The sequence below is a fragment of the Streptomyces sp. BK022 genome (genome assembly GCF_004217355.1).
Lineage (GTDB): Bacteria > Actinomycetota > Actinomycetes > Streptomycetales > Streptomycetaceae > Streptomyces > Streptomyces griseoluteus.
Map to the genome: position 1 here is coordinate 270,048 of NZ_SHKU01000006.1, position 15,656 is coordinate 285,703.

17 protein-coding genes are annotated in these 15,656 nt (G+C 72.9%); 10 read left to right on the forward strand and 7 right to left on the reverse strand.

Translation table 11 applies throughout. The features are described 5' to 3' along the window. Nucleotides 1-54: 54 nt before the first annotated feature. Both EV284_RS25010 and EV284_RS25015 read left to right on the forward strand, forming a co-directional pair. The gene (locus EV284_RS25010; protein ID WP_130338437.1) at nt 55-384 is read left to right on the forward strand and encodes a rhodanese-like domain-containing protein; all 330 of its coding nucleotides are present in this window, start codon (nt 55-57) and stop codon (nt 382-384) included. Between the two features lie 29 nt (nt 385-413). Then, entirely contained in the window at nt 414-695 is a 282-nt protein-coding gene (locus tag EV284_RS25015) for a hypothetical protein (RefSeq protein WP_130337912.1), read from the forward strand. A 12-nt stretch (nt 696-707) separates the two neighbouring features. On the opposite strand, the gene paaE is transcribed toward EV284_RS25015, so the two are convergent. From paaE to paaA, 5 genes are read right to left on the reverse strand one after another with little or no spacing between them, the layout of a single operon-like run. Next, entirely contained in the window at nt 708-1,772 is a 1,065-nt protein-coding gene (gene paaE / locus EV284_RS25020) for a 1,2-phenylacetyl-CoA epoxidase subunit PaaE (RefSeq protein WP_130337914.1), read from the reverse strand. Continuing rightward, nucleotides 1,772-2,320, reverse strand: coding sequence for a 1,2-phenylacetyl-CoA epoxidase subunit PaaD (paaD, locus tag EV284_RS25025; protein ID WP_130337916.1), 549 nt, complete (start codon nt 2,318-2,320; stop codon nt 1,772-1,774). The genes paaE and paaD overlap by 1 nt, the downstream gene beginning before the upstream one ends. Beyond that, on the reverse strand, nt 2,314-3,033 hold the full coding sequence (paaC, locus tag EV284_RS25030) for a 1,2-phenylacetyl-CoA epoxidase subunit PaaC (protein ID WP_130337918.1): 720 nt from the start codon (nt 3,031-3,033) through the stop codon (nt 2,314-2,316). Before paaC ends, paaD begins: the two co-directional genes overlap by 7 nt. Beyond that, nucleotides 3,030-3,317, reverse strand: coding sequence for a 1,2-phenylacetyl-CoA epoxidase subunit PaaB (gene paaB / locus EV284_RS25035; RefSeq protein ID WP_130337920.1), 288 nt, complete (start codon nt 3,315-3,317; stop codon nt 3,030-3,032). The genes paaC and paaB overlap by 4 nt, the downstream gene beginning before the upstream one ends. Further along, on the reverse strand, nt 3,314-4,333 hold the full coding sequence (gene paaA / locus EV284_RS25040; RefSeq protein WP_130337922.1) for a 1,2-phenylacetyl-CoA epoxidase subunit PaaA: 1,020 nt from the start codon (nt 4,331-4,333) through the stop codon (nt 3,314-3,316). Before paaA ends, paaB begins: the two co-directional genes overlap by 4 nt. Nucleotides 4,334-4,676: 343 nt before the next feature. On the opposite strand from paaA, the gene EV284_RS25045 reads away from it, so the two are divergent. The 3 genes from EV284_RS25045 to EV284_RS25055 are packed head-to-tail and all read left to right on the forward strand — an operon-like array spanning nt 4,677 to nt 7,446. Beyond that, on the forward strand, nt 4,677-5,498 hold the full coding sequence (locus EV284_RS25045) for a DUF5819 family protein (protein WP_130338439.1): 822 nt from the start codon (nt 4,677-4,679) through the stop codon (nt 5,496-5,498). Continuing rightward, nucleotides 5,495-6,709 carry an HTTM domain-containing protein gene (locus tag EV284_RS25050; protein ID WP_130337924.1) on the forward strand — a complete coding sequence of 405 codons (1,215 nt, stop codon included), beginning with the start codon at nt 5,495-5,497 and terminating at the stop codon, nt 6,707-6,709. The genes EV284_RS25045 and EV284_RS25050 overlap by 4 nt, the downstream gene beginning before the upstream one ends. Then, complete coding sequence (locus EV284_RS25055) at nt 6,706-7,446, forward strand: TrmH family RNA methyltransferase (protein ID WP_130337926.1); 741 nt, start codon at nt 6,706-6,708, stop codon at nt 7,444-7,446. Before EV284_RS25050 ends, EV284_RS25055 begins: the two co-directional genes overlap by 4 nt. 8 nt (nt 7,447-7,454) lie before the next feature. Here the strand turns inward: EV284_RS25055 and paaN are convergent, their stop codons facing one another. Continuing rightward, nucleotides 7,455-9,146 carry a phenylacetic acid degradation protein PaaN gene (gene paaN / locus EV284_RS25060; RefSeq protein WP_130337928.1) on the reverse strand — a complete coding sequence of 564 codons (1,692 nt, stop codon included), beginning with the start codon at nt 9,144-9,146 and terminating at the stop codon, nt 7,455-7,457. Nucleotides 9,147-9,358: 212 nt separating this feature from the next. Here paaN and EV284_RS25065 point away from each other — a divergent pair, with 212 nt between their 5' ends. Together EV284_RS25065 and EV284_RS25070 are read left to right on the forward strand one after the other, a co-directional pair. After that, the gene (locus tag EV284_RS25065; protein WP_130337930.1) at nt 9,359-10,873 is read left to right on the forward strand and encodes a 3-hydroxyacyl-CoA dehydrogenase; all 1,515 of its coding nucleotides are present in this window, start codon (nt 9,359-9,361) and stop codon (nt 10,871-10,873) included. Beyond that, entirely contained in the window at nt 10,870-11,457 is a 588-nt protein-coding gene (locus EV284_RS25070; protein ID WP_130337932.1) for a TetR/AcrR family transcriptional regulator, read from the forward strand. The genes EV284_RS25065 and EV284_RS25070 overlap by 4 nt, the downstream gene beginning before the upstream one ends. A gap of 16 nt (nt 11,458-11,473) precedes the next feature. Here the strand turns inward: EV284_RS25070 and EV284_RS25075 are convergent, their stop codons facing one another. Then, entirely contained in the window at nt 11,474-11,956 is a 483-nt protein-coding gene (locus tag EV284_RS25075) for an Lrp/AsnC family transcriptional regulator (RefSeq protein WP_130338441.1), read from the reverse strand. A gap of 190 nt (nt 11,957-12,146) precedes the next feature. Between EV284_RS25075 and pdhA the strand changes: the two genes are divergently transcribed. From pdhA to EV284_RS25090, 3 genes are read left to right on the forward strand one after another with little or no spacing between them, the layout of a single operon-like run. Beyond that, nucleotides 12,147-13,292 (forward strand): pyruvate dehydrogenase (acetyl-transferring) E1 component subunit alpha, encoded by a 1,146-nt coding sequence (gene pdhA, locus EV284_RS25080; protein WP_130337934.1) that lies wholly within the window; start codon nt 12,147-12,149, stop codon nt 13,290-13,292. After that, nucleotides 13,289-14,293 carry an alpha-ketoacid dehydrogenase subunit beta gene (locus EV284_RS25085; protein WP_130337936.1) on the forward strand — a complete coding sequence of 335 codons (1,005 nt, stop codon included), beginning with the start codon at nt 13,289-13,291 and terminating at the stop codon, nt 14,291-14,293. Before pdhA ends, EV284_RS25085 begins: the two co-directional genes overlap by 4 nt. Beyond that, on the forward strand, nt 14,293-15,627 hold the full coding sequence (locus EV284_RS25090; RefSeq protein WP_130337938.1) for a dihydrolipoamide acetyltransferase family protein: 1,335 nt from the start codon (nt 14,293-14,295) through the stop codon (nt 15,625-15,627). The genes EV284_RS25085 and EV284_RS25090 overlap by 1 nt, the downstream gene beginning before the upstream one ends. The last annotated feature ends 29 nt before the right edge of the window (nt 15,628-15,656 follow it).

Consider the following 15,656-nt stretch of genomic DNA (forward strand, 5'->3'; position numbering starts at 1 on the left):
CGCGCCGTACGCGGCGCTTCGGGTAGCGTCGGGAGCATGAATTTCGGAGCTGGTGTGCCCACGGTCGAGGTCACGGACCTCAAGGACGGCGATTTCCTGCTGGACGTCCGCGAGGACGACGAGTGGCAGGCCGGTCATGCCGAGGGGGCGCTGCACATCCCGATCAGCGAGTTCGTCGCCCGCTACGGCGAGCTGACCGAGGCCGCCCCCCAGGACGGTCGCGTCAACGTCATCTGCCGCTCCGGCGGCCGCTCCGCCCAGGTCACCATGTACCTCGTCCAGCAGGGTGTCGACGCGGTGAACGTCGACGGCGGCATGAAGCACTGGGAGGCCGCGGGGCGCCCGGTGGTCACCGACGCGGGGCAGTCCGGTGTCGTGATCTAGCAGGGGCTGCCAGGATCGGGGATCCGGCTGTGACGGTCGTGCCGGAGGCGTCCGAGGACGGCCTGCGTCGTCTGCTCAACGAGTGGGACCCGCTCGACGTCGCCGAGGACGTGCAGGACGAGTACGACTGCATGCTCGGCCATCTGTTCCTGTTGCTCCGGACCGGCGCGGACCAGCTGCGGATCGACAAATTCCTGCGCGACGATCTGACGCACCACTTCGGGCTCGATCCGCGCTTCATGGGCACGGAGTCGATGGCCGCCCGGCTGCGCGCCTGGTGGGATGGCGCCGCCTCGCATCACGACGCCTGACCCCCGGCCCGCTCACCGGTCGAAGTCCACCTCCACCTTCTCCGTCATGGGGTGGGACTGGCAGGCGAGGACGTAGCCGGCTTCGGTCTCCTCGGGTTCGAGGGCGAAGTTGCGGTCCATGCGGACCTCGCCGGAGACCAGGAAGGCGCGGCAGGTGCCGCAGACGCCGCCCTTGCAGGCGTAGGGGGCGTCGGGGCGGTTGCGCAGGACGGTGTCCAGGACGGATTCGCCCTGCTGGGCCGGCCAGCTGCCGCCGCGGCCGTCGAGACGTGCGGTGACCGTGCTGTGGGCGGCCGCCGGGGCCGTGGTGGCCGGGGCGGTGCCGCCGTCCACGTGGAAGATCTCCTGGTGGATGCCGGAGCGGTCGACGCCGAGGCCGCGCAGGGCCCGTTCGGCGTCCTCCACCAGGCCGTAGGGGCCGCACAGGAACCAGCCCTTCACCTGGTCCACCGGCAGCAGCGCGGGCAGCAGCCCGGTGAGCCGGTCCCGGTCGAGGCGGCCGGAGGGCAGGCCCGCCTGCTGTTCCTCGCGGGAGAGCACCGTGACCAACTGGAACCGCTCGGGGTAACGGTCCTTCAGGTCGGCCACGTCCTCCAGGAACATGGTCGAGGCGGCCGTACGGTCGGCCCGGATCAGACAGAACCGCGCTCCGGGCTCACGGGACAGCAGTGTGGCGGCGATCGACAGCACCGGGGTGATGCCGCTGCCGCCGACGACGGCCGCGAAGAGACCCGGCGCCGGGTCCAGGGTGAAGCGCCCGGCCGGGGTCATCACCTCCAGCTCGTCCCCGGCCGCTATCTCCTTGAACGCGTACGTCGAGAACGCGCCCCCGTCGACCAGGCGCACCCCCACCCGCAGCGTGCTCGGGCCGGGCCCTGCCGGGTCGGGGCCCGGGGAGCAGATCGAGTAGGTGCGGCGGATGTCCCCGCCGTCCACGCGGCGGCGCAGGGTGAGGTGCTGGCCCGGCTTGTGCCGGTACTCCTCGCGCAGCTCGGGCGGCACGGCGAAGGTGACGGCGACCGAGTCGTCGGTCAGCCGGTCGATCTCGGCCACCCGGAGCCGGTGGAAGCGTGCCATCACAACTCCTTGAAGTGGTCGAAGGGTTCACGGCAGGCGAGGCACCGGCGCAGGGCCTTGCAGGCCGTGGAGGAGAAGCGGCTCAGCAGCTCGGTCTCCGCGGAGTCGCAGTGGGGGCAGCGGACGGCCTCCGGCGCCGTCCCGGTCGAAGCTTCTACGGCGTGCCCGGTGCGGGTCGGGCCCAGGGTGAGGGTGACCGGTCCCGTGGGGCGCTGGGTGCGCGGCGGAGCTATGCCGGACTGCTGGAGCTTGCGGCGGCCCTCGGGGGTGATGTCGTCCGTGGACCAGGCCGGGGTGAGGACCGTGCGGACGGTGACCTCGCGCATCCCGCGGGCGCGCAGGACCTGCTCTATGTCCGCGCTCATCGCCTCCACCGCCGGGCAGCCGGTGTAGGTCGGGGTGAGGTCGACCTCGACCGCGCCGGTGTCCGTGAGGTGGACCGCGCGTACGACGCCCAGCTCGTGCAGGGTGAGCACGGGGAGTTCGGGGTCGGGCACCGAGCCGGCCAGCTCCAGCAGCTCGGTCTCCAGCGCGGTGGCGGTCACCATGACGCCCCCGGATGACTGCGGTGCAGGTGCTGCATCTCGGCGAGCATCCGCCCGAACGACTCCGTGTGCAGGCCCTGCCGGCCCGCGCCCGCCGCCCACGCGCCTGTGCGGGGACCCTCGGGCACGGTCAGGGTGGCGCGCCCGAGCACGTCCGTGACGGAGGCGATCCAACTCGCCTCCAGGGCGGCCCAGTCGACCTCCACGCCGGGGATCGGCTGGAACATCTCGCCGGTGAAGCGCCACAGCGCGTCACAGGCCCGGCTCATCCGGTCATGGCTGAGATCGGTGCCGTCGCCGAGGCGTACGGTCCACTGCTCGGCGTGGTCGCGGTGGTAGGCCACCTCTTTGACGGCCTTGCCGGCGAGCGGTTGGAACGGGCCTTCCCGCGAAGCCAGTTCGGAGTACAGAAGGTGCTGGTAGGTGGAGAAGTAGAGCTGCCGGGCGATGGTGTGGGCGAAGTCGCCGTTGGGCTGTTCCACCAACTGGAGGTTGCGGAAGGCGCGTTCCTCGCGGAGGTAGGCGAGTTCGTCCTCGTCGCCCGTCATGGAGAGCAGCACGCGGGCCTGGCCGAGCAGGTCGAGCGCGATGTTGGCGAGAGCGACCTCCTCCTCCAGCACGGGGGCGTGCCCGGCCCACTCCCCGAGGCGGTGGGAGAGCACCAGGGCGTCGTCGCCGAGGGCGAGGGCCGCGGCGGTGGGGACGGTGGCGGTCACAGGTGCTTCACCCCTTCCGGGATCTCGTAGAAGGTGGGGTGCCGGTAGGGCTTGTCGGCGGACGGCTCGAAGAAGGGGTCCTTCTCGTCGGGCGAGGAGGCGGTGATCGCGGTGGCCGGGACGACCCAGATGGAGACGCCTTCGCCGCGCCGGGTGTAGAGGTCACGGGCGTTGCGCAGGGCCAGCTCCGCGTCGGGGGCGTGCAGGCTGCCGGCGTGGGTGTGGGAGAGACCGCGGCGGGAGCGGACGAAGACCTCCCACAGGGGCCAGTCGGTGTGGGTCATGCGCGCGTCGCTCCTGTCCGGCCGGTGTTCCCGGCGTGTTTGGCCGCGTGGGCGGCTGCGGCTTCCCTGACCCAGGCGCCCTCGTCGTGTGCGCGGCGGCGCTGGGAGATGCGCTGTTCGTTGCAGGGGCCGTTGCCCTTGAGTACTTCCTTGAACTCGGTCCAGTCGATGGCGCCGAAGTCGTGGTGCCCGCGCTCCTCGTTCCACTTCAGGTCCGGGTCGGGGAGGGTGAGGCCGAGGGACTTCGCCTGGGGGACGGCGATGTCGACGAAGCGCTGGCGCAGCTCGTCGTTGGAGTGGCGCTTGATCTTCCACTCCATGGACTGGGCCGAGTGCTGGGAGGAGTCGTCGGGCGGCCCGAACATCATCAGCGAGGGCCACCACCAGCGGTCGACCGCGTCCTGTGCCATGGCGTGCTGCTCGGGGGTGCCCTGGCTCAGGGCGAGCAGCAGCTCGTACCCCTGGCGCTGGTGGAAGGACTCCTCCTTGCAGATGCGGACCATCGCGCGGGCGTACGGGCCGTAGGAGCAGCGGCACAGCGGGACCTGGTTGGTGATGGCGGCGCCGTCCACCAGCCAGCCGATGGCGCCCACGTCGGCCCAGGTCAGGGTGGGGTAGTTGAAGATCGAGGAGTACTTCTGGCGGCCGCTGTGCAGCTTGTCGAGCAGCTCCTCGCGGCTGGTGCCGAGGGTCTCGGCCGCGCTGTAGAGATAGAGGCCGTGGCCCGCCTCGTCCTGGACCTTGGCCATCAGGATCGCCTTGCGGCGCAGGCTGGGGGCGCGGGTGATCCAGTTCGCCTCGGGCTGCATGCCGATGATCTCGGAGTGGGCGTGCTGGGCGATCTGACGGACGAGAGTGGCACGGTAGGCGTCCGGCATCCAGTCGCGTGGCTCGATGCGCTCCTCGGCGGCCACCGCCGTGTCGAAGGCGTGCTGGTGCGCCGCGATGTCCGCGGTGGCGCCGGGTGCGCCGTCCGCGGGTGTGCGGTCCGTGCGAGGCGCGGCTGCTGTGGCCATGCGGTCCCCCTGACCTAGGACTCTGCCGGAAACACGCCCCGACCGATCGTTCGGTTCGTGCGTGTCAATGGTGTGCCGGGGCGTCGTCGGGTGTCAACCGCTGTGGACAACGCCGTGGGGCGCCTGTGGAAACCGCCGTGGCCAGTCCGCGTCGCGGGCGATGCCGGGCCGGTGTGCGGCGGCCGCGGCCGCGCGGCGAAGGCCGGGGCCGGGGCTGCGCGGGGTGGGTGGGGCTGAGTACCGTTCCGTGCGGGTGCCAAGCGGAAGCAAAGGCGCCCGAGGACCAGGGGGCGCCCGCCACACGGGCGCGTCGATGCCGGAGCGGAAGCGGGACGGGGCGGGGATGGACGCGTACGACGAGGAGCCGGAGGCCCAGTACGGGCCGGACGGCCCGGCCGGGGCGCGTCGCGCGGGCGGCCCCGGCACACCGGGCGAGGACACCGGGCCCGGAGGCGCCGGACCGGCGGGCACCGGAAGTGAGGACACCGCGGGCGACGGCGCTCCGGACCAGGCGCGGCGCGCCGGCCTCGCGGCCCTCTCCCCCCGCTACCGCCTCGTCGCGGGCGGCGCGCTCGCGGCCGTGGCGGCCGTCACCGCCGTGCACCTCGGGATGGTGTTCCTGAGCCTCGCCCCCGCCAACACCGTGAGCAAGCGGCACGCCAAGGCGGTGGAGGGATGGGTGTACCCGGAGTTCGAGCAGAACTGGAAGCTGTTCGCGCCGAACCCGCTGCAGCAGAACGTCGCCGTACAGGTCCGCGCCCAGATCCGGGTCGGAGGCGGTGACCTGCGCACCACCGGCTGGACCGACCTGTCCGCCGAGGACGGCGCCGCCATCGACGGCAACCTCCTGCCGAGCCACACCCAGCAGAACGAGCTGCGCCGCGCCTGGGACTTCCTCGGCACCACCCACGGCACCGACAACCGGCCCGTGGGCGTGCGCGGGGCGCTCTCCGAGCAGTACGTGCGCCGGATAGTGGTGCTGCGCCTGCGGCGGGACGAGGGCCTGGACCGCGCCGGAACCATCGAGCGCGTGCAAGTGCGCTCCCGCACCGTCAACGTGCCCCCGCCCGAGTGGAGCCGGGAGAAGGTCTCCACCAGTCCCGCCTACCGCGAGCTGCCCTGGTGGACGGTGACCGGTGACGAGACCGGGGCGGGTGCCCGATGAACCGGCTCTCCCAGACCTTCGCCCGGGGCGTCGAGCGCGTCACCGGCGCGGCCCTCGGTCCTTACCAGAGCGCCGTGATCCGGATCGGGTTCGCCGGGACCTGGCTGCTCTTCCTGCTGCGCGAGTTCCCCCACCGCGAGGAGCTGTACGGGCCGGCCGGCCCCTGGAGCTGGAACCTGGCCCACCAGCTCATCGCCGACAACCACGCCTTCACCGTGCTGATGTGGTCCGACAGCCGGCTCTGGTTCGAGCTCTGCTACCTCCTCGCTCTCCTGGCCGGTGCCGCGCTGCTGGTCGGCTGGCGCACCCGGACCGCCGCCGCGCTGTTCATGGTGGGGGTGCTCTCGCTCCAGAACCGCAGCGTGTTCATGGGGGACGGCGGCGACAACGTGCTGCACCTGATGTCCTTCTACCTGGTGTTCACCCGCTGCGGCCAGGTGTGGTCCCTGGACGCCAGCCGGGCCGGGCGCACGGAGGCGGCACGCGCGCGTGGGGAGCGTCTCCCCGCCGACCGGGTGGGCCCGGTGCTGTGGACGCTGTCCGGCGCGGTGCTGCTCACGGCCGCGGTGACCGGCCGGTTCAGCGGCGGCTGGCTGGTGCCCGCGCTGCTGTGGGCGGCCTGGGCCGGGCTCGGCCTGTGGTGGGCGGCGGGCCGGTGGACGCGGTCGCCCCAGCCCCGGATGCTGCTCGACGTGCTGGCGAACGTGCTGCACAACGCCGGTCTCGTCGTGATCATGGCGGAGGCGTGCCTGATCTACGCCACGGCCGGCTGGTACAAGATCCAGGGCTCGCGCTGGCAGGACGGCACCGCCGTCTACTACCCGCTGCACCTGGACTACTTCTCCCCCTGGCCCGCCCTCGCCGACCTGATGTCCGCCAGCGGCGTCCTGATGATGATCGTGACCTACGGGACGGTCATGGTGCAGGTCGCCTTCCCCTTCACCCTGTTCAACCGGCGGGTGAAGAACGTCCTGCTGGTGCTGATGATGACCGAGCACGCGGTGATCGCCGTCGTCCTCGGACTGCCCTTCTTCTCCCTGGCGATGATCACGGCGGACGCCGTCTTCCTGCCGACCGCCTTCCTGCTGCTCCTCGGTGGCTGGGCGGCACGCGCGCGTGGACGGCTGATACGGCCCGGCGGGCCGGGCCGGGTGCCCCCGCCCCGCGCCCCGGAGGAGTCCACCGCCGGGCACGTAGGGTTCAGGGCATGACCGACCCCCTGAACCGCTGGCGCGAGCGCGCCGGGGACGCCGTGCTGCTGGACGGCTTTCACGCCCTCAAGCACGCGCTGCGCTTCGGGGCCGAGGTGCCCGTGGCGGTCACCACCGACCGGGAGGCCACGCTGGCGCTCGCCGGTGAACTGGCCGGGGACGTCAGGGACCCGCTGGACGCGCTGCTGACGGAGGTGCCCCGGGAGGTCTACGCCTCCCTGGTGCCCCGCCCGCACCCGACCGGCGTGGCCGCGCTCGCCGTACGGCCGTCCCGCGAGGCCAACCTCAAGGCGCTGGCCCACCGGCCGCGCAGCGCGCCCGTGGTGGTGCTGGACGAGCCGCGCAACCTCGGCAACGCGGGCGCGGTGATCCGGCTGGCCGCCGGGTTCGGCGCGACCGGGGTCGTCACCACCGGCACCCTCGACCCCTGGCACCCCACCGTGGTGCGCGGCGGGGCGGGGCTGCACTTCGCCACCGCCGTGGAGCGCCTCGGCGTCGGCGAGCTGCCCGCCGGGCCGCTGTTCGCCCTCGACCCCGAGGGCGACGACATCCGGGGGGTCGAGCTGCCCGACGACGCGGTGCTGGCCTTCGGCTCGGAGCGCAGCGGGCTCTCGGCGCCGCTGCGGGCCCGCGCCGACCGGCTGCTGGCGCTGCCCATGCGGCCGCAGGTCTCCAGCTACAACCTGGCCACCAGCGTGGCCATGACGCTGTACCACTGGAGCCTGCGCACCGCCTGAGCCGAGCGCTACGCCTCCTTGCGGACCTCCACCACGCGGAAGCGGTTGGCCACGTACGCGCCGTCGGTGAGGGCCGCGTTCGCCGCCGGGTTGCCGCCGGAGCCGTGGAAGTCGGAGAAGGCGGCGGTCTGGTTGACGTACACCCCGCCGGTCAGGTTCAGGGAGAGCTGTGCGGGCTCCTCCAGGCAGACCTCCTCGACGGCCCGGGCGACCTCCGGGTCGACGGTGTGGGCGCCGACCGTCATGGCGCCCTGCTCGCGGATGGTGCGACGCAGCAGGTCCACGGCGTCGGTGACCGAGTCGACGGCCACCGCGAAGGACACCGGGCCGAAGCACTCGCCGAGGTAGGCGGCCTCGTCGTCCGGCTTGGCGGCGTCCAGCTTCACGATCACCGGGGTGCGGACCACCGCGTCCGGGAACTCCGGGTTGGTGATCTCGCGGGAGGCCAGGGCGACTTCGCCGAGGTCGGCGGCGGCCTCCAGGCGGGCCTTCACGTCCGGGTTCACGATGGCGCCCAGCAGGGCGTTCGCGCGGGCGTCGTCCCCGAGGAGGCCGTCGACCGCGCGGGCGAGGTCGCCGGTCACCTCGTCGAAGGACCTGTGGCCCTCGTCGGTGCTGATGCCCTCGCGCGGGATCAGCAGGTTCTGCGGGGTGGTGCACATCTGGCCGCTGTACAGGGAGAGCGAGAAGGCGAGGTTCGCCAGCATGCCCTGGTAGTCGTCGGTGGACTGCACGATCACCGTGTTGACGCCGGCCTTCTCCGTGTAGACCTGCGCCTGGCGGGCGTTGGCCTCCAGCCAGTCGCCGAAGGCGGTGGAGCCGGTGTAGTCGATGATGCGGATCTCGGGACGGGTGGCGAGGGTCTTGGCGATGCCCTCACCGGCCCGCTCGGCGGCCAGCGCGACCAGGTTGGGGTCGAACCCGGCCTCGGCCAGCACCTCGCGGGCCACCTGGACGGTGAGCGCGAGCGGCAGGACCGCGCGCGGGTGCGGCTTGACCAGGACCGCGTTGCCGGTCGCCAGGGAGGCGAACAGGCCGGGATAGCCGTTCCACGTCGGGAAGGTGTTGCAGCCGATCATCAGGGCGATGCCGCGCGGGACCGGCGTGAAGCTCTTGGTCAGCGTCAGCGGGTCGCGCTTGCCCTGCGGCTTGCTCCACTCGGCCGTCCCGGGCGTGCGGGTCTGCTCCGCGTACGCGTACGCCACCGCCTCCAGGCCGCGGTCCTGTGCGTGCGGGCCGCCCGCCTGGAACGCCATCATGAACGCCTGCCCGCTGGTGTGCATGACCGCGTGCGCGAACTCGTGGGTCCGGTCGCTGATCCGCTTCAGGATCTCCAGACAGACCGCCGCGCGTGTCTCCGGTCCCGCGTCGCGCCAGGCGGCCTGCCCGGCGCGCATGGCGGGGAGCAGTACGTCGAGGTCGGGGTGCGGGTAGCTCACGCCCAGCTCGACGCCGTACGGCGAGACCTCGCCGCCCACCCAGTCGTCCGTGCCGGGCTGGCCCAGGTCGAGACGGGTGCCGAGGAGGGCGTCGAAGGCGGCCTTGCCCGCGCCCGCGTCCAGGCTGCCGTGCTCGCCGTACGCCTTGGGGTGCTCGGGGTGGGGGGACCAGTACGCGCGGGTGCGGATCGCCTCAAGGGCCTGGTCGAGGGTGGGGCGGTGCTTGGCGATCAGCTCGTGTGCGGTCGGTCGGGCGGTCATCCGGGACCAACTCCTCGTCTGCGTGAACTCGTCGTCGAGCTCGTGACCTGGGCTTTTGGAGAGACGGCAGGGTTGCGGCGGGCGCGGCCCGCGGAGCCTTCCGCCGGACGGTGGTGGGCCGCGGGCGGTCAGGGCTAGAGTAACCGAACGATCGGTCGGGACAAGGGGGTCCGCCGCATCTGTGGACAACGTCGTGCGGGAGGATCGCGCACATGACAGCTATCGACCTCAGCAGCCCCGTGGCCGTGGTCGGCACCGGCACGATGGGCCAGGGCATCGCCCAGGTCGCGCTGACCGCCGGCCACCCCGTCCTGCTGCATGACGCCCTGCCTGGCCGGGCGCGGGAGGCCGCCGAGGCCATCGGCGCCCGTCTCGACCGGCTCGTGGCCAAGGGCCGGCTCGGCGCGGACGAACGGGACGCGGCGCGCGCCCGGCTCACCCCCGTCGAGCACCTGGGTGAACTGGCCGGCTGCGCGCTCGTCGTGGAGGCCGTGCTGGAGCGACTGGACGTCAAGCAGGAGCTGTTCCGGGAGCTGGAGGGAATCGTCTCCGAGGACTGCCTGCTCGCCACCAACACCTCCTCCCTGTCGGTGACCGCCGTCGGTGGCGCGCTCGCCTCCCCCGGGCGTCTCCTGGGCCTGCACTTCTTCAACCCGGCCCCGCTGCTGCCCCTGGTGGAGGTCGTCTCCGGGTACGCCACCGACGTCACGTCCGTCACGCGCGCGTACGAGACCGCCCGCGCCTGGGGGAAGACGCCGGTGGCCTGCGCGGACACCCCCGGCTTCATCGTCAACCGGATCGCCCGGCCCTTCTACGCCGAGGCGTTCGCCGTGCTTGAGGCCCAGGGCGCCGACCCGGCGACCATCGACGCGGTCCTGCGCGAGAGCGGCGGCTTCCGCATGGGCGCGTTCGAGCTGACCGACCTCATCGGGCAGGACGTCAACGAATCCGTCACCCACTCGGTGTGGAACTCCTTCTTCCAGGACGTCCGCTTCACGCCCTCGCTCGCCCAGCGCCGCCTGGTGGAGTCCGGTCGCCTCGGCCGCAAGAGCGGGCAGGGCTGGTTCGACTACGCCGAGGACGCCGACCGCCCGGAGCCGCACACCGCCGAGAAGGAGAAGCCGCCGGCGCACGTCACCGTCGAGGGCGACCTCGGCCCCGCCGCCGGGCTGCTCCCGCTGATCCGCGAGGCGGGGATCGCCGTCCACGAGGAGGACGAGGACCAGGGCAGCCGGCTGGCCTTGCCGAGCGGCGGCCAGCTGGTCCTCGCGGACGGCCAGACCGCCGTGGAGTTCCGGGACGTCGTCTACTTCGACCTCGCCCTCGACTACCGCGCCGCCACCCGGATCGCGCTCTCCGCCTCCCAGGACACCTCGCCGCGCACCCTCGCCGAGGCCATCGGCCTCTTCCAGGCGCTCGGCAAGGACGTCAGCGTCATCGGGGACGTGCCCGGCATGATCGTCGCCCGCACGGTGGCCCGGATCGTCGACCTCGCGCACGACGCCGTCGCCAAGGGCGTGGCCACCGAGGAGGACATCGACACGGCGATGCGCCTGGGCGTCAACTACCCCCTCGGCCCCTTCGAGTGGAGCCGCAGGCTCGGCCGGAGCTGGGCCTACGAGCTGCTGGACGACCTGCACGTGCGCGACCCCTCCGGCCGGTACGCGCCGTCCCTCGCGCTCTACCGCCACGCGTACGCCACCGACAAGCGGGAGGGCACCTCATGACCACCGCCAAGCGCGACACGTACACCCCGGAGACGCTCCTGTCGGTCGCCGTGGGGGTGTTCAACGAGCGCGGTTACGACGGCACCTCCATGGAGCACCTCTCCAGAGCCGCGGGCATCTCCAAGTCCTCGATATACCACCACGTCAGCGGCAAGGAGGAACTGCTGCGCCGGGCCGTCAGCCGGGCGCTGGACGGGCTGTTCGCCATCCTCGACGAGGAGCACGCGCGCGTGGGGCGGCCGGTGGACCGGCTGGAGCACGTCGTGCGGCGCATGGTCGAGGTGCTCATAGCCGAGCTGCCCTACGTGACGCTGCTGCTGCGCGTCCGGGGCAACACCGAGGCGGAGCGGTGGGCGCTGGAGCGGCGCCGGGACTTCGACCACCGGGTGGCCGACCTGCTGCGGGCGGCCGCCGAGGACGGGGACGTGCGCGGCGACGTGGAGGTCCGGCTCGCGACCCGGCTGGTCTTCGGAATGATCAACTCGATCGTCGAGTGGTACCGGCCCGAGATCCGGGGGGCCAGCGGGCGCGAGGTGGCCGACGCGGTGGTGCGGCTGGTCTTCGCGGGGCTGCGCGGCGAATAGGGACCGCGCGCAGGAGTCACGCGTCCGGCTCCAGGTCCTCCTCCTCGAACACCAGCAGCGTGCGGGTGCCCAGCACCTCGGGGATCGACTGGAGCCGGGTGAGCACCAGCTCGCGCAGCGCCCTGTTGTCCGGCGTGTGCACCAGCAGCAGCACGTCGAAGTCGCCGCCGACCAGCGCCATGTGGGACGCGCCGGGCAGGCGGCGCAGTTGCTCGCGGACCGTGCGCCAGGTGTTCTGGACGATGTTCAGCGTGATGTACGCCGAGGTGCCGTGCCCGGCCCGCTCGTGGTCGACGCGGGCGCCGAAGCCGCGGATCACCCCGTCCTCGACCAGCCGGTTGATCCGCGCGTAGGCGTTGGCGCGGGAGACGTGGACCCGCTCGGCGACCGCGCGTATGGAGGCGCGGCCGTCCGCCTGGAGGATCTTGAGGATGTCCTGATCTATGGCATCCAGCGGACGGGGCGGAGGTGCGCCGTTCGCCTCCACCGCCTGGGCCATTTGTTCAGGTGTCATGTCCCCCCGCTTCATCGCCGTGGACGTCCTGCGTTCATTCCAGGCTGTGCAAAACCGTTTGTCCACAGCCTGAGGGGGCCAGTAGCCAAAATGCGCCGACGACCGAACAATCGGTAGGTGAGACGGGTCACAGCCGACCCGCCTCTCGTAGCCGCTCCCACGAGGAGGTGCCGTCATGACGGTCATGGAGCAGCGGGGCGCGTATCGGCCATCGCCGCCGCCCGCCTGGCAGCCCCGCACGGACCCCGCGCCGCTGCTGCCCGACGCCGAGCCCTACCGCGTCCTCGGCACCGACCAGGCCGCCGAGGCCGACCCGGACCTGCTGCGCCGGCTCTACGCACAGGTGGTCCGCGGCCGCCGCTACAACACGCAGGCGACCGCGCTCACCAAGCAGGGCCGGCTCGCCGTCTACCCCTCCAGCACCGGGCAGGAGGCGTGCGAGGTCGCCGCCGCCCTGGCCCTGGAGGAGCGCGACTGGCTCTTCCCCAGCTACCGGGACACCCTCGCCGTGATCGCCCGGGGCGTCGACCCGGTGGAGGCGCTCACCCTGCTGCGCGGCGACTGGCACAACGGCTACGACCCGCACGCCCACCGCGTCGCCCCGCTCAGCACCCCGCTCGCCACCCAGTTGCCGCACGCCGTGGGCCTCGCGCACGCCGCGCGGCTCAAGGGGGACGACGTGGTCGCGCTCGCCATGGTGGGCGACGGCGGCACCAGCGAGGGCGACTTCCACGAGGCGCTGAACTTCGCCGCCGTCTGGCAGGCCCCGGTCGTCTTCCTGGTGCAGAACAACGGCTTCGCGATCTCCGTCCCGCTCGCCAAGCAGACCGCCGCGCCCTCCCTCGCCCACAAGGCGGTCGGGTACGGCATGCCGGGCCGCCTGGTCGACGGCAACGACGCGGTCGCGGTGCACGAGGTGCTCGGTGACGCTGTACGGCGCGCCCGCGCGGGCGGCGGCCCGACCCTGGTCGAGGCGGTGACGTACCGCGTGGAGGCGCACACCAACGCCGACGACGCGACCCGCTACCGCGAGGACGACGAGGTCGAGGCGTGGCGGCGGCACGACCCGGTCCAGCTCCTGGAGCGCGAGCTGACGGCGCGCGGGCTGCTCGACGGCGCGGCGCTCGACGCGGTCCGGGAGGACGCCGAAGCGATGGCGGCATCCTTGCGGGAACGCATGAACCAGGACCCCCGGCTCGACCCGATGGACCTCTTCGACCACGTGTACGCCGAGCCGACCGCGCAGCTCCGCGAGCAGCGCGCGCTGCTCGGGACCGAGCTGGCCGCCGAACAGGACGACCAGGAAGGCGACCCGCGATGACCACCGTCGCCGTCAAGCCCGCCACCATGGCGCAGGCCCTCACCCGCGCGATGCGCGACGCGATGGCCGCCGACCCCGCGGTCCACGTCATGGGCGAGGACGTCGGCACCCTCGGCGGTGTCTTCCGGGTCACCGACGGCCTCGCCGCCGAGTTCGGCGAGGACCGCTGCACGGACACCCCGCTGGCCGAGGCCGGCATCCTCGGCGCCGCCGTGGGCATGGCCATGTACGGCCTGAGGCCCGTGGTGGAGATGCAGTTCGACGCGTTCGCCTACCCGGCGTTCGAGCAGTTGATCAGCCATGTCTCCCGGATGCGCAACCGCACACGGGGCCGTATGCCCCTGCCGATCACCGTGCGCGTCCCCTACGGCGGCGGCATCGGCGGCGTCGAGCACCACAGCGACTCCTCCGAGGCGTACTACATGGCCACCCCCGGCCTGCACGTCGTCACCCCGGCCACCGTCGCCGACGCCTACGGACTGCTGCGGCAGGCCATCGCCTCCGACGACCCCGTGGTGTTCCTGGAGCCCAAGCGGCTCTACTGGTCCAAGGACGCCTGGAACGCCGACCATCCCACCGAGGTGGAGCCCATCGGGCGCGCGGTGGTCCGGCGCCCCGGCACCAGCGCCACCCTGATCACCTACGGACCGTCCCTGCCGGTCTGCATGGAGGCCGCCGAGGCCGCCCGCGCCGAGGGCTGGGATCTGGAGGTCGTCGACCTGCGCTCGCTGGTGCCCTTCGACGACGAGACGGTCTGCGCCTCCGTCCGGCGCACCGGTCGCGCGGTCGTCGTCCACGAGTCCACCGGCTTCGGCGGTCCCGGCGGGGAGATCGCGGCCCGGATCACCGAGCGCTGCTTCCACCATCTGGAGGCACCGGTGCTGCGCGTGGCCGGTTTCGACCTGCCCTACCCGCCGCCGATGCTGGAGCGGCACCACCTGCCCGGTGTCGACCGTGTGCTGGACGCGGTGGCCCGTCTCCAGTGGGAGGCGGAGAACTGATGGCCCAGGTACTGGAGTTCAAGCTGCCCGACCTCGGTGAAGGGCTCACCGAGGCGGAGATCGTGCGCTGGCTGGTGGCCGTCGGCGACGTGGTCGCCGTCGACCAGCCGGTCGTCGAGGTCGAGACGGCCAAGGCGATGGTGGAGGTCCCCTGCCCCTACGGTGGCGTGGTCACCGCCCGCTACGGCGAGGAGGGCACCGAACTGCCCGTGGGCGCCCCGCTGATCACCGTCGCGGTCGGCTCCCCCGACTCCGTCGGCCCGGCCGGGGAACCCGCCGCCGAGGCCGAGGGCTCCGGCAATGTCCTGGTCGGCTACGGCACCCAGGCTCCCGCCCGCCGCCGACGCCGGGTACGCGCCCAGGTCACCATGGCCAACGGCACCGCGCCGGCGGCCCCGGCACCCGTGCCCGCACGCGCACCCGCGCCCACACCCGCGCCGGTCGCACCCGAGCCACCCGCCCCCTCGGGGCCCGTCCCCGTCATCTCCCCCCTCGTCCGCAAGCTCGCCCGGGACAACGGCGTGGACCTGCACACCCTGCGCGGCACCGGCCCGGACGGCCTCATCCTGCGCGCGGACGTCGAAGCGGCCCTCCGCGTCGAAGCCACAGCGCCGGCCCCGGCCTCCACCCCCACCGCCGACCCCGAAGGCACCCGCATTCCTCTCAAGGGTGTGCGCGGCGCCGTCGCCGAGAAGCTGAGCCGCAGCCGCCGGGAGATCCCGGACGCCACCTGCTGGGTCGACGCCGACGCGACCGAACTCCTGCGCGCGCGGGCGGCGATGAACGCCGCCGGGGCCCCGAAGATCTCCCTGGTCGCCCTGCTCGCCCGTATCTGCGCGGCGGCTCTCGCCCGGTTCCCGGAGCTGAACTCCTACGTCGACACCGAGGCCCGTGAGGTCGTCCGGCTGCCCGGCGTGCACCTGGGGTTCGCCGCGCAGACCGAGCGCGGGCTGGTCGTGCCCGTCGTCCGGGACGCGCACACGCGGGACGCCGAGTCGCTGACCGCCGAGTTCGCCCGGCTCACCGAGGCCGCCCGCGCCGGACGGCTGACGCCGGGTGAACTCACCGGTGGCACCTTCACGCTGAACAACTACGGCGTCTTCGGCGTGGACGGCTCCACCCCGATCATCAACCACCCCGAAGCGGCCATGCTCGGCGTCGGCCGCATCGTCCCCAAGCCGTGGGTGCACGGGGGCGAACTGGCCGTGCGCCAGGTCGTGCAGCTCTCGCTCACCTTCGACCACCGGGTCTGCGACGGCGGCACGGCGGGCGGCTTCCTGAGGTACGTGGCGGACTGCGTGGAACAGCCGGCCGTACTGCTGCGCACCGTGTGAGCCCGGCCGTTCGACACGCGCCGCCCGGT